The 12,756-nt window shown below is 64.6% G+C and carries 13 protein-coding genes; 8 read left to right on the forward strand and 5 right to left on the reverse strand.

Features of this window, described 5'->3' with window-relative positions; genetic code table 11:
• Positions 1 to 2 precede the first annotated feature (2 nt).
• Positions 3 to 485 (reverse strand): cupin domain-containing protein, encoded by a 483-nt coding sequence (locus tag BRA1417_RS0116245; RefSeq protein ID WP_027516658.1) that lies wholly within the window; start codon positions 483 to 485, stop codon positions 3 to 5.
• Positions 486 to 727: 242 nt separating this feature from the next.
• On the opposite strand from BRA1417_RS0116245, the gene BRA1417_RS0116250 reads away from it, so the two are divergent.
• On the forward strand, positions 728 to 1,012 hold the full coding sequence (locus tag BRA1417_RS0116250) for a hypothetical protein (protein WP_027516659.1): 285 nt from the start codon (positions 728 to 730) through the stop codon (positions 1,010 to 1,012).
• Between the two features lie 80 nt (positions 1,013 to 1,092).
• Positions 1,093 to 1,818: a peroxiredoxin-like family protein gene (locus BRA1417_RS0116255; protein WP_027516660.1), complete on the forward strand. Its 726-nt coding sequence runs from the start codon at positions 1,093 to 1,095 to the stop codon at positions 1,816 to 1,818.
• A 14-nt stretch (positions 1,819 to 1,832) separates the two neighbouring features.
• On the opposite strand, the gene BRA1417_RS0116260 is transcribed toward BRA1417_RS0116255, so the two are convergent.
• Positions 1,833 to 2,720 carry a LysR family transcriptional regulator gene (locus BRA1417_RS0116260; protein WP_027516661.1) on the reverse strand — a complete coding sequence of 296 codons (888 nt, stop codon included), beginning with the start codon at positions 2,718 to 2,720 and terminating at the stop codon, positions 1,833 to 1,835.
• Between the two features lie 179 nt (positions 2,721 to 2,899).
• Here BRA1417_RS0116260 and BRA1417_RS0116265 point away from each other — a divergent pair, with 179 nt between their 5' ends.
• The 3 genes from BRA1417_RS0116265 (at position 2,900) to BRA1417_RS0116275 (ending at position 5,976) form a co-directional block, all read left to right on the forward strand.
• Positions 2,900 to 3,715, forward strand: a complete 816-nt coding sequence (locus BRA1417_RS0116265) for a 3-hydroxybutyrate dehydrogenase (RefSeq protein WP_156949190.1) — start codon at positions 2,900 to 2,902, stop codon at positions 3,713 to 3,715.
• A 69-nt stretch (positions 3,716 to 3,784) separates the two neighbouring features.
• Entirely contained in the window at positions 3,785 to 4,930 is a 1,146-nt protein-coding gene (locus tag BRA1417_RS0116270; protein WP_027516663.1) for a patatin-like phospholipase family protein, read from the forward strand.
• A 95-nt stretch (positions 4,931 to 5,025) separates the two neighbouring features.
• Positions 5,026 to 5,976: an oxygenase MpaB family protein gene (locus BRA1417_RS0116275; protein WP_027516664.1), complete on the forward strand. Its 951-nt coding sequence runs from the start codon at positions 5,026 to 5,028 to the stop codon at positions 5,974 to 5,976.
• Positions 5,977 to 6,103: 127 nt separating this feature from the next.
• Here BRA1417_RS0116275 and glgA read toward each other — a convergent pair whose 3' ends face one another.
• Complete coding sequence (gene glgA / locus BRA1417_RS0116280) at positions 6,104 to 7,519, reverse strand: glycogen synthase GlgA (protein WP_035968581.1); 1,416 nt, start codon at positions 7,517 to 7,519, stop codon at positions 6,104 to 6,106.
• Positions 7,520 to 7,713: 194 nt separating this feature from the next.
• Here glgA and BRA1417_RS0116285 point away from each other — a divergent pair, with 194 nt between their 5' ends.
• From BRA1417_RS0116285 to BRA1417_RS0116295, 3 genes are all read left to right on the forward strand, one after another.
• Entirely contained in the window at positions 7,714 to 8,910 is a 1,197-nt protein-coding gene (locus tag BRA1417_RS0116285) for a CaiB/BaiF CoA-transferase family protein (protein ID WP_027516666.1), read from the forward strand.
• Between the two features lie 160 nt (positions 8,911 to 9,070).
• Positions 9,071 to 10,138, forward strand: coding sequence for an alcohol dehydrogenase (locus BRA1417_RS0116290; protein WP_027516667.1), 1,068 nt, complete (start codon positions 9,071 to 9,073; stop codon positions 10,136 to 10,138).
• Positions 10,139 to 10,269: 131 nt separating this feature from the next.
• A complete protein-coding gene (locus tag BRA1417_RS0116295) occupies positions 10,270 to 11,349 on the forward strand; it encodes an isocitrate/isopropylmalate dehydrogenase family protein (RefSeq protein ID WP_027516668.1) in 1,080 nt (359 codons plus the stop codon).
• Between the two features lie 33 nt (positions 11,350 to 11,382).
• On the opposite strand, the gene BRA1417_RS0116300 is transcribed toward BRA1417_RS0116295, so the two are convergent.
• Complete coding sequence (locus tag BRA1417_RS0116300) at positions 11,383 to 11,667, reverse strand: hypothetical protein (RefSeq protein WP_027516669.1); 285 nt, start codon at positions 11,665 to 11,667, stop codon at positions 11,383 to 11,385.
• 188 nt (positions 11,668 to 11,855) lie between these two features.
• Positions 11,856 to 12,677, reverse strand: a complete 822-nt coding sequence (locus BRA1417_RS0116305; RefSeq protein WP_027516670.1) for an enoyl-CoA hydratase — start codon at positions 12,675 to 12,677, stop codon at positions 11,856 to 11,858.
• Positions 12,678 to 12,756: the final 79 nt, after the last annotated feature.

The following is a 12,756-nucleotide window of genomic DNA, read 5'->3' on the forward strand; positions in this document are numbered from 1 at the left end:
CGTTACATGTTGTGGTCGTGCGGGTCCTTGCGGACGTCGCCGACATAGAGAATGACCGTTTCCTTGCCGAGGTTCTTCCACCAGTGCGAGGTGCCGGACACCTCCGGACGGATGTCGCCGGCCTTGTGCACGATCGGATCGACGCAGTTGGAGGCGTGTTCGACGATCTCGCCCTGCTGCACGAAGATCAGGGCAGGGCGGTCGTCATGGCTGTGCCAGGGCACGATACCGCCGGGCTCAATGGTCAGCTTGCGGAAGCGCAACTCGCGGCCCTCGATGTGTGCTGGCTGCTTGCTGAGGTCGATGGCGCCGAGCGTGACGTCGGTGACGCCGACCGGCTTGTAGTCGACCATCTGCTGCGCGTTCGGCTTGATCTTGTCGGCCGGACATTCGCCGGCGGAGACTGGCTGCACCGAGAGCGTCAATACGCCGAGGATGGCGAGGCCGGGCCAGACCGCGCGCGACAATGTGTGATGCTTGAACATCGGGACGTCTCCTGTGTTGGCCGCAACCGCAATGGTCGCCGGCTATGTCGGGACTTTCGTCGAGAGAGCGCTCGTTCTGAAATGCTCTTTCGCTCTCGCTGCGATAGACCGGCGCTATCGGCCCCGATACGCGCTCGCTATCGAACCGATTGGGGATCGGCATTTCCGCTTCCCGAGCGTGTGGTGTTCGATGGCAGGGCGCCCGATTGGCGGGCGTTCACGTCGATCCGGAGGAGCATCTCATGACGAAATTGTCCAAGACCTTGATTGCCACGGCTGCGTTCGCGGTCATCGCCACATCGGCCTTCTCGGAGGCCACATGGGACTTCAAAGCCGGCATGGCCTACATGTATGGCGGACCCGGCAAGATGTCGGCGATGGCCATGGCCCCGGCGGAGAAGAACCACGAGGCCATGATGAAGAGCGCCAAGAAGGTCCCCGACAAAACCGTCTTCTTCATGAACAACGGATCGCTGTATTCCACCTCGGGGCGGCTGGATCCGACCGGCAATTTCTACGTCAACTGATCGCGCGCGCATGACGGCCGCCCCTTGCGGGCGGCCGGATCGGGCACCTAATATTCGTCCCCTGAACGCTGGAGCGCAAGATGACCTCTCTCTCGTCGGCCGATGCCGAGCGGCTCAAACTCGCCTTCCAGCGCTGCCGTGACATGGATGGCACGCTGAACGAGCAGCTCCGCGCTTATGCCGCCGCCAGCCGCGAGGTGTTCCCGGCCTATGGCGACGCCGTCGACCATCTGGTGACCAGGTTGAATGGAAACGGCGGCGGCGAGACCGCGCCGCGTCCGGGCGACGCAATGCCGCCGTTCATGTTGCCCGACGAGAACGGGCGTCTCGTCGCGCTGTCCTCACTGCTGGAGAGCGGCCCGGTCGCCGTGATGTTTTTCCGCGGCCATTGGTGCCCCTATTGCCGGCTCAATGTCCGCGCGGTGGTCCAGGCGCTGGATCGCATCGAGTCCTTGGGTGCGCGCATCGTCGCGGTCATGCCGGAGACGCAGGAATACACCCGGCATCTCAAGGCGGAATCTGGTGCGCCATTTCCGATTCTGACCGACCTCGACAACGGCTATGCGCTGTCGCTCAATCTCGCGATCTGGCTCGGTGCCGAGATCCAGAGCCTGTTGTCCTATCAGGACATGGCGAAATTCCACGGCAATGATGGCTGGATGCTGCCGATCCCGGCCGTGTTCGTCGTCGGTCGCGACGGTCTCGTGAAAGCCCGCTTCGTCGATCCGGATTTTCGCAAGCGAATGGAGATCGATGATCTGCTCGAGGCGTTGGAAGGCGCGAGCAGGGAGGCCAAAAAGGGTTAGCAGCGGCGTCGCTGCTAGCCCGCAATCTCCCGCCAATCCGCACCGCGCAGCATGCGCATCACGGCATTGGCCACCGCCGTGCGCTGCCGGCCGGCCACCCCGTACAGACTGACGGTGCGACGGGCGTCCAGCCCAGCGACCGCAGCGCGCGTCAGTGTCTCCGGAACGGGCGAGGTGTGCGGCACCATGGCGACGCCGATGTCGGCCTCGACCAGCTCGATCAGGTCGCGCTCGTTCGAGATTTCGTGCCCCTGTTCGACCGCGATGCCGTGCTCGCGCAGGCTCGCCGAGATACGGGCGGAATGCTCGCAAAACGTCCGGCTCAGCAGTTGCTCCGCGCGCAAATCGTCCAATTCGATGCTACTGCGGCCGGCCAGGCGGTGTCCGTCGCTGACCACGAGCTCGAAGCTCTCGGTGAACAGCGGCCAGACATCGAGCCGCTCCCAGGCCTCGTCGATGTCGGCGGCAATCCCGAGCTCGGCCTCGCCCTTCTTCAGGAAATCGGCCACTTCACGACTCGAGCCGCGCAGGAAGCGGAATTCGAGCCGGTTGAACTGTCGTTTGATCTGGTTGAGATGTGGGATGAGGAGCGACAGGTCGATCGAATGCGTCAGCGCGACGCGGAGCGCGCCGATCTCGCCGCTCCGGAACGAGGAGGCCAGCGAGCGTGCGCCGGTGGCCGCATCAAAACACTGCTTCAGCAGCGGATGCATGCGCTGGCCAAGCTCGGTCAATTGCGCCGCGGGCCGTTCGCGGCGAAACAGATCGCCGCCTAACTCGGCTTCGAGCTGTTTGATCGCGCGCGTCAGCGAAGGCTGCGTCACGTTGCAGTCCTCGGCGGCACGCGTGAAGTTCAAGAGCTGCGCCACCGCGAGGAAATAGCGGACCTGGTGCATTTCCATTGGATCGGCTCTCCAGCAAGACCAGGCGGAGGCTAGCCGATCGGAGCGGAGAATGACATCCCGGCCGCAATAGCGCACGGGCATGGTTTCGGAAGCCAACGGGCATTTCCGTCAAACCGGGGGATGCTTCACAGTCGGCTCAACACCAGTCGTCATGTCGGAGGATTTTGCCAGTGAATATGTCCGTCAAGCCGCAGACCTCCGCCGCCCGGGCGCTCGCGGGCAAGGTTGCGCTGGTCACGGGCTCAACCAGTGGCATCGGCCTCGGGATCGCGCGGGCACTTGCCGCGGCCGGCGCCGACATCGTGCTGAACGGCCTTGGTGTGGCGGCCGAGCTCGACCGGACGCGCGAGCAGATCGCGGCGGAGTTCGGCGTCAAGACAAGCTTTTCGCCGGCCGACATGACCAGGCCGAATTCGATCGCCGAGATGATCGCGGCCACGGTTGCGCAGGGCGGCCGGCTGGATATCCTGATCAACAATGCCGGCATCCAGCACGTCGCGCCGCTGGAGCAGTTTCCGGTCGAGAAATGGGACCAGATCCTCGCGATCAATCTGTCGTCGGCCTTCCACACCACGCGGCTCGCGCTGCCCGCAATGCGACAGAACGGGTTCGGCCGGATCATCAACATCGCCTCCGCGCACGGCCTGGTCGGCTCGCCGTTCAAGGCGGCCTACGTCGCCGCCAAGCACGGCATCGTCGGGCTCACCAAGGTGACCGCGCTGGAGACGGCAGAAGAGGGCATTACCTGCAACGCGATCTGTCCCGGCTATGTCTATACGCCGCTGGTCGAGGCGCAGATCGATGGGCAGGCCAAGGCGCATGGAATCTCGCGTGACCAGGTGATCCGCAACGTGCTGCTGGCGCAACAGCCCAACAAGCGCTTCTCGACCGTCGAGGAGCTCGGCGCGCTCAGCGTATTTCTGTCGACCGACGCAGCGGCCACGATCACCGGGATTGCGCTGCCCGTCGACGGAGGCTGGACCGCGCATTGAAGGGGAGCGCGCAACAAAACATCGCGAGGAGCGAACATGGCAAGGATACGGGCTCTCAGGGAGCAGGATATGAACGGTGTGAAGCGCGATACCAACGTGTCGAAGGATTTGCCCGGACAGGTGGTGCTGGTGCTTCAGGGTGGCGGTGCGCTCGGCTCCTATCAGGCCGGGGTGTACCAGGCGCTGCACGAAGCCGGCATCGAGCCGGACTGGATCATCGGCACCTCGATCGGCGCCATCAATGCCTGCCTCATTGCGGGCAACGCGCCCGACCAGCGGCTGCAGCGCCTGAAGGAGTTCTGGAAACGGATGGAGCAGAATCCGGTCTGGAATCTGCGCACCGCGTTTCCCGGCTTCAATGACAAGCTCGCCTATTGGTCGACCGTGACCCATGGCATTCCCGGCTTCTTCCGTCCCAATCCATTGGCGCATGCGGGCGATTCCTATCCGCTCGGAGCCGATCACGCCGGCTTCTATTCGACGGCGCCGCTTGAGCGGACGCTGCTCGAGCTCGTCGATTTCGGTCGGATCAACCGCTGCGCGCCACGGTTGACGGTCGGCGCCGCTCACGTCCGCAGCAGCCAGATGCGCTATTTCGACAGCCGCGACGGCGAGCTGACGGTGAAGCATGTCATGGCGTCGGGCGCGCTGCCGCCGGCGTTTCCGGCGGTACGCATCGATGGCGAGCTCTATTGGGACGGCGGCATTCTGTCGAACACGCCGACGGAAGCGGTCTTCGACGACAATCCGCGCAAAAATTCGCTGATCCTCGCCGTGCATTTGTGGAATCCCGCCGGCGCCGAGCCGACCACGATGGCGGAGGTGCTGAACCGGCACAAGGATGTGCAATATTCCAGCCGGATCGCGAGCCAGATCACGCGCCAGCAGCAAACCCATCGCCTGCGCCACGTCATCAACCAGCTCGCCGCACGACTGCCCGAGAGCGAGCGCAGCGATCCGGCGGTGAGGGAATTGGCCAGCTATGGCTGCCCGACCAGGATGCATGTCGTGCGCCTGCTGGCGCCGCAGCTCGACCGCGAGAGCCACACCAAGGATATCGACTTCAGTCCGTCCGGCATCATGCGGCGCTGGGATGCCGGCTATTCGCACACAAAGTCAGTGCTGGAGCGAAGGCCGTGGGTCGGCGAGTTCGATCCGCTCGCGGGCGTGGTGCTGCACGAACATATGGACGTCATGCCGATTGCGGCGGAGTGAGGGCTTCGTCCGTCATTGTTTCTCGCAGTGACGATTTCACGGGAAGGCGGTCCAGGTTATTGTTGCCCGCTGTCGTCGTCGTGGGGGCCTTGCAATTGGTCGCTGAGAGAGATCTGGAACTGGCGCTCGATCAGGTTCATGCTGATATGGCGGGACCGGTTGCCGGCGTGTTCGGTCCTGACACGGTGACCTGGCGGATCGACCGCGAGGCCGTGATCTTCCTCGGTGCGGGCCGGGCGCTGCTCCTTCAACTCGCGCATCCCTGGGTCGCCGCCGCCATCGCCGAGCATTCGAAAACCTTTGCTGATCCGATCGGACGATTTCACCGCACCTTCGACATCGTCTTCGCCATGGTGTTCGGCTCGCTTGACCGCGCGCTGTTGTCGTCGCGGCAATTGCACCGGCGCCACAGCATGATCGTCGGCGAGATGCCGGAGACCGTCGGTCCGTTCGCGGCAGGCTCGCGCTACCGTGCCAACGACATCCCGTCGCTGCGCTGGGTTCACGCCACGCTGGTCGAGACCGCGCTGATGGCGCATGATCTGATCTTGCCGCCGCTCTCGGTGGAGGAGCGCGAACGCTACTGGATCGAGAGTCGGTTGTTCGGTGCGTTGTTCGGGTTGACGGCGCACGATCTGCCCGCGGACTGGTCGCACTTTGCGGCCTACACCGCGACAATGACGCAATCGGATACGCTGACTGTCAGTCCGGCCGCGCGCGAGATCGCCGCGCAGATCTTTGGTGGAGCGCGCCCGTGGTTGCGTCCGCCGCGCTGGTATCGCGCGCTTACGGCATGCCTGCTGCCGGAACGCCTGCGGGTGGGATTCGGGTTCGAGCTTGACGAACGCGACAAGAGGGCAGCCGACAATGCGCTACGATGGATAAAACGCGTCTATCCGAAATTGCCGGATCGCTTGCGCTATGTCGGTCCCTACCAGGAAGCGCAAGCGCGGCTGCGCGGCGAGCCGCAGCCGGACTGGATGACGCGGTGCCTCAACCGTGCCTGGATCGGCCGCCCGCAGATGGATCAGCGCGGGAGGGGGTGAAGTCCTCCGCCATTGCCACAAACCACCGCCATTGCGAGGAGCCCTTGCGACCAAGCAATCCAGGCTGCTGCCACGGAAACAGTCCGGATTGCTTCGCTACGCTCGCAATGACGAGGAAACGCAGGCCTCACACCGCCGCCAGCTTCCGGTACAGCGCGTTGTAGCTGCCGGCCGGGATGCTCCAGGAGAACGAGCGTCCCATCGCACTGCGACGCATGGTGTCGAGCTGGTCCTGTGCCACGAAGGCGGAGAACGCCCGGCGGATGCCGCCGAGGAAGGATTCGTGGGAAGGTTTTGAGAACAGGAAGCCGGTTTCGCCGTCGGTGATGGTCTCGGCGAGGCCGCCGGTCTGGTGGCCGATCGGCAGCGAGCCGAAGCGTTGGGCGTACATCTGGCTGAGCCCGCAGGGCTCGAAGCGTGACGGCATCAATGTGAAGTCGCTACCGGCGAAGATGCGGCGCGCCTGGGCCTCGTTGAAGCCGATCACGACCCCGATCGCGTCAGGGCGCCGGCGATGCGCGTCGATCAGCGCCTGCTCAAGCGCCGGCTCGCCGGAGCCGGTGACCACGATCTGCCCGCCGGCATCGACGATCTCATCGGCCGCCGCCAGCACGAGGTCGATGCCCTTCTGGTGCACCAGCCGGGCGACGATGCCGAACATCGGGCCGCGCGATACCGCAAGCCCGAACTGCTTGCGCACATAGTCTGCATTGGCCTTCTTGCCGACCCAGTCGCCGGCGCCGAATTGCTGGGCAAGCTGGGCGCAGGAACGGGGGTCCCAGCTCTCGTCGATGCCGTTGAGGATGCCGGTGAGCTCGGCCGCGTCGGAGCGGACTCGAAGCAGGCCTTCGAGACCGCAGCCGAATTCATCCGTGGTGATCTCCCGCGCATAGGTGCCGCTGACGGTCGTGAGATGCGATGCGTAGACCAGCCCGGCCTTGAGGAAGGAGAGCTGGTCGTAGAACTCGACGCCGTCGATATGGAAGGAGCTCTCCGGTGCGCCGATCCGCCGTAGCGAGTCCTTCGGGAAGAGGCCCTGATAGGCAAGGTTGTGAATGGTCAGGATCGACGGCAGCTTGGAGCCGCGCCAGGCGAGGTAGGCCGGCACGAGCGAAGCCTGCCAGTCATTGGCATGGATCAGGTCTGCTGCCCAATCCTTGTCCAGCGTGCCCATCGCGAGCTCAGCGGCTGCTGAGGCAAAGCGCGCGAAACGGATGTCGTTGTCGGGCCAGTCGCGCCCGGACTCGTCGCCATAGGGGTTGCCGGGCCGGTCGTAGAGTTGCGAGCACAGCAGGACATAGACCGGCAGGCCGTCCTTGGTCGCGGCCCGGCCGAGGGAGCAGGCCGGCATCTCCGCGAACGCCGGACAGCGGCCAACGATCTGAATATGCGTGAGTTGTTCGATGATGTCGCGATAGCCGGGCAGCATGACCCGGATGTCGGCGAAAGGACGGAGGGCTCGGGGGAGTGCAGCGGAAACGGCTCCGAGTCCGCCGACGCGGACAAAGTCGTCCATCTCTGTCGTAACGAACAAGACCCTCAAGAACTGCTGCCCTCTGCCGGAGCCCGATTGCTGCTATGCAAGAACGGGTCCAGTTGCCCCGGAATTCCCAAGGCCGCCCGCCAGACGCGTCCGTTCGGTAAAGACTTTCCTACTCAGCCGCCGCCCTCTAGGGTCGGCGCACGAACAACAAAGAACTTCGATAGTTCCTAACTGACCCGAGGACGCAAGCAGGCATGCAGCTATCAGATAAGCATGAGGGAACGACGACAAAGGCCTTCGCCGGCCTCAGGGTCCTGGATTTTTCAACCACCATTGCCGGTCCCCATTGTGCGCGGATGCTCGCCGACATGGGCGCCGAGGTCATCAAGATCGAGACCGACGGCGGCGAGACGATGCGGACACGGCCGCCACTGCGCAAGGGCTGCAGCACTGTATTCGGCCAGCTCAATGTCGGCAAGAAGAGCGTCGTGCTCGACCTCAAGTCCGAGCACGGCAAGGAGGCGGTCTGCCGGCTGGCCGCGACGGCCGACATCCTGGTCGAGAACTTTCGCCCCGGCGTGATGCACCGGCTGCGGCTCGACTATGACAGAATGCGCGCCGTCAACCCGAAGCTGATCTACTGCTCGATCTCCGGCTACGGCCAGAGCGGCCCGTCGGCCGAGCTGCCGGCTTACGCGCCGGTGATCCATGCGGCGTCCGGCTACGACATGGCGCATCTCGCCTACCAGCCCGGCCGCAGCCGCCCGGATTACTGCGGCATCTACCATGCCGACGTCGTCACCGGCACCTACGGGTTTGGCGCGATCGCGTCGGCGCTCTACCAGCGCACGGTCACCGGCCTCGGCCAGCACATCGACGTCTCCATGCTGGAATCGATGTTGACGCTGACATTGATCGAGTTACAGAACTCGCAGTTCACCGTGAAGCCGCCGCCGCGCCCGATGTTCGGGCCGACCGAGACGGCGAGCGGTTATGTCATGATCACGGTCGCCAGCGAGAAGACGTTTCAGGGACTGATGGGCGTGATCGGCCGCCGCGAATGGATCTCCGATCCGCGCTTTGCCACCTACGCCGCGCGTCGCGACAATTGGGCCGACTTGATGGACGGTGTCGAGGCCTGGTCGCGGCAGCTCTCGACCGATGTCTGTCTTGTCGCGCTAGGTGCGGCCGGCGTGCCGGCCTCGGCCTACCGCACTGTGTCCGAGGCACTGGCCGATCCGCAGCTCGCGCATCGTCAGGCCCTCTCGTCTGTGGAGGACGAAGGCGGTTCGTTCCAGGTCCTCAATCTGCCGTTCCGGATGACGGGTGCCGATACGACACCGGCCAAGACGATGGCCGTGCTTGGCGAGCACACCGACCGGTTGCGCGCGGAGATCGGGCTCACCGACGGTGGACCAATTCCGTCAGGCAAAACAGCCGCGCAAACCTGACGGCAAGGTTGACGGACAGCTTCGTGCAGCGAGCAATGCGGCTTTGCGCGTGGCCGGCTTGCCATCATCCGTCGGCCTCAACTAGACAGGTCCGAGTTTGTCTCGTCCTGCCGCCCATGCCATGGTGGCGACGACAAGAAAAGTATCCGGGAGGACGCCAATGAAAAGTTTCAAGGTCGCCGATTTCAAGGCGCCGCTGCAGGAGTTCGACGAGGCCACGCCGCAGCCGTCCGGCACGCAGGTGTTGATCAAGGTGAAGGCCGCCGGCGTCTGCCACAGCGACCTCCACATCTGGGAAGGTGGCTACGATCTCGGCCACGGTCGCAAGCCGTTGTCGCTGAAGGACCGCGGCATCAACTTGCCGCTGACGATGGGGCACGAGACCGTCGGTGAAATCCTCGCCTTCGGCCCCGACGTGAAGTCGTCGGACCAGGGCGACGTGAAGATCGGCGATGTCGGGCTGGTCTATCCCTGGATCGGTTGCGGCAAATGCGCGACCTGTCTCGCCGGCGACGAGAACATGTGCCTGACGCCGCGCTCGCTCGGCGTCTATTGCGACGGGGGTTATGCCGACCACATGCTGGTGCCGCATCCGCGCTATTTGCTCAATCTGAGAGGCCTCGATCCCGCGTCGGCCGCACCCTACGCCTGCTCGGGCGTCACGACCTACAGCGCGCTGAAGAAGCTCGAGCAGCACTTCGACACGCCGATCGTGATGTTCGGTGCCGGCGGACTTGGCCTGATGGCGCTGTCGCTGCTGAAGGCGATGGGCGGCAAGGGCGCGATCATGGTCGACATCGACGCGAAGAAGCGCGAAGCCGCGGAGCAAGCCGGCGCGCTCGCGACCGTCGATCCCAAGGCGCCCGACGCGCTGGAGCAGCTTGCCAAGAAAGCCGGTGGTCCCATCCGCGCCGTGCTCGATCTGGTCGGCAACGCCGCCACCACGCAACTCGGCTTCGACTGCCTGACCAAGGGAGGCAAGCTCGTCATCGTCGGCCTGTTCGGCGGCGGGGCGACCTGGGCGCTGCCGCTGATTCCGATCAAGGCGGTGACGATCCAGGGTAGCTATGTCGGCAATTTGCGCGAGACGCAGGAGCTGCTCGACCTGGTGCGAGCGAAAAACATAGCGCCGATCCCGGTGACGCGGCAGCCGCTCGCCAAAGCCAACGACGCGCTGGTGCAGTTGCAGCAGGGCGCGGTGGTCGGCCGCACGGTGCTGACGCCGTAACCAACGCTCTATCCTCCGTCATTGCGAGCGTAGCGAAGCAATCCAGAAATCCCTCCGCGGATACAGTCTGGATTGCTTCGTCGCAAGAGCTCCTCGCAATGATGAGTCTCTCTCCTTCATTCGGAAGCCCCATGTCCGCAAATAACGCCTTCCACATTGCCGTGCTCGCCGGTGACGGCATCGGCCCCGAAGTCATGGCGCCGGCCATCGAAGTCCTGCGCAAGATCGAGACGAAATCCGGCTTGAGCTTCCGCTTCACCGAGGCGCCGGCGGGCGCCAATCATTATCTCGCCGCCGGCAAGTCGATGCCCGATACCACCATCAAGCTGTGCGAGGAGGCGGACGCGATCCTGCTTGGCGCCTGCGGCCTGCCGTCGGTGCGCTATCCCGACAACACCGAGATCGCGCCGCAGATCGAGCTGCGCTTCATCTTCGATCTCTATGCCGGTGTGCGCCCCGCGCGGCTCATTCCGGGCGTGCCGAGCCCGATCGTCGGCGCCGACCAGCGCGGCATCGATCTGGTCGTGATCAGGGAGTCCACCGAAGGCCTGTTCGCCTCGATGGGCAAGGGCGTCGTCACCCATGAGGAGGCGCGCGAGACCATGGTGATCACGCGCAAGACGTCAGAGCGCCTGTTCGAGTTCTCGTTTCGCCTCGCCGAGCGGCGCAAGGCGCGCGGCAAGCCGGGGATGCTGGCCTGCGTCGACAAGGCGAACGTGTTCAAGGCCTTTGCGTTCTTCCGCGGCATCTTCGACGAGATCGCCAAGCGTCATCCGGAGGTGAAGACCGACCGGCTCTATGTCGATGCCTGCTCGGCGATGCTGGTGAAGCGTCCCTGGGATTTCGATGTGATGGTGATGGAGAACATGTTCGGAGACATCGTCTCCGACATCACCGCGAGCCTGATCGGCGGCCTCGGCATGGCGCCGTCGGCCGACATCGGCGACAAGTACGCGGTGTTTCAGCCGTGCCACGGCACCGCGCCCGACATCATGGGGCAGGGCAAGGCCAATCCCACCGGGATGATCTTGTCTGCTGCAATGATGCTGGACTGGCTCGCCGACAAGCACGGTGTCGAGGGCGCCGCCGAGGCCGGCGAGCAAATCGAGCGCGCTGTGGACAAGGTCTACGCCGGCGGCCTCAAGCCGATGGAGTTCGGCGGCAGCAATGGCACCGCCGACATCACGAAGGCAGTGCTCGCGGCGCTGTAGTCAAGGAAGAGGGGCCTCGCGGCCCCTCGCAATTCACCAGCGACGCCAGTGGTGGCGGTGGCCCCAGCCCCACGGACGCGGACCGTAGAAGCGTCGTGGGCCGCCGTAAAAGCCGTAGGCGCCATAATAGTTCGGACGCCAGAAGCAGCGACCCCAGGGGTTGCAGACCCAGCGCACCTGATCGACGTTCGCTGCCGGGCCGCTCGCGATACGGTCGGCCTGCGGAATGCCGTTCGGCATCGCCGCCAGTGCCTGTCCCGACATGAGCGCTGCGCCGCCCAGGGCAGCCAGACCAACAACAGCAAATTTGAGTTTCATCGCAATCTCCCTCTTTTGATGGCGAGAGAACTTCCAGCAAATCAGCTGGTTGCTATGGTGTTGCAGCGGCGTGGGAATTTAATCTTCCTGAATGCATGTTCACGTTGGCTGCCGTCGTCGCGAAGAGCCAGGCGGGGAAGCAGGCAGAGGCACTCTGGATTGTTTCATTTTGCTCGCTGGCGACGGAATCACCGTCCCTGGAACTGCGGCTTGCGCTTCTCCATGAAGGCCTGCCGGCCCTCGCGAAAATCCGCGCTGTCCATGCAGGCCGTGCCGGCTGCCCTGATCGCGTCCATGTCGCGCCCGCTTTCGTCCTTGAGGACCTGAGCAATGGTGAGCTTGGCGGCCTTGAGCGCGAGTGGCGCATTTTGCGAGATCGTCTCGGCGATGCCCATGGTCTCGCCCCAGAGCTGATCCTCCGGAACCACGCGCTCGACCAACCCGATGCGCAGCGCTTCCGACGCATCGATGCGCATGCCGGTGTACATCAGCAGCCGCGCCCATGACGGGCCGACCAGCGACACCAGATGCTTCAAGCCGTCGTAGCCATAGGCAATGCCGAGCTTCGCCGCGGGAATGCCGAACTGGCTGTCATGGGAGGCGATGCGGATGTCGGCAAGCATCGCCACCTGCATGCCGCCGCCAAGACAAAAGCCCTGGATGCAGGCAATGGTCGGCTTTGGATAATCGGCGAGCAGCGCGCGCTGGGCGGCGCTGCGTTTTGCGTATTCCTCGGAAGCGGCGGCGTTATGGCGGGTCTTCTCGAACTGGCTGATGTCGGCGCCCGACACGAACGCCTTGCCGCCGGCGCCGCGCAGGATCACGACGCGCACCGCATCGTCGTCGCGTAAGGCCGTCAACGCCTCGCCAAATCCCTCCCACATCTCCAGTGACATCGCGTTGCGCTTGTCGGGATTGTTGAAGGTGATCACGCCGACGCCACCGGCGGTGTGCTTGAGGATCTTGCCGTCGGCGTAGGGAATTTCGGTCGTGCTGGACATATCGGACATCGCGCTCATTTTCGTTGGCGAGGCGCAATGTTCGGCCGGGGCGAGGCCAGGGTCAACCGCGGCAACGGACGTGGCTTTG

Origin of the sequence: Bradyrhizobium sp. WSM1417 (assembly GCF_000515415.1) — a bacterium.
Taxonomy (GTDB): domain Bacteria; phylum Pseudomonadota; class Alphaproteobacteria; order Rhizobiales; family Xanthobacteraceae; genus Bradyrhizobium.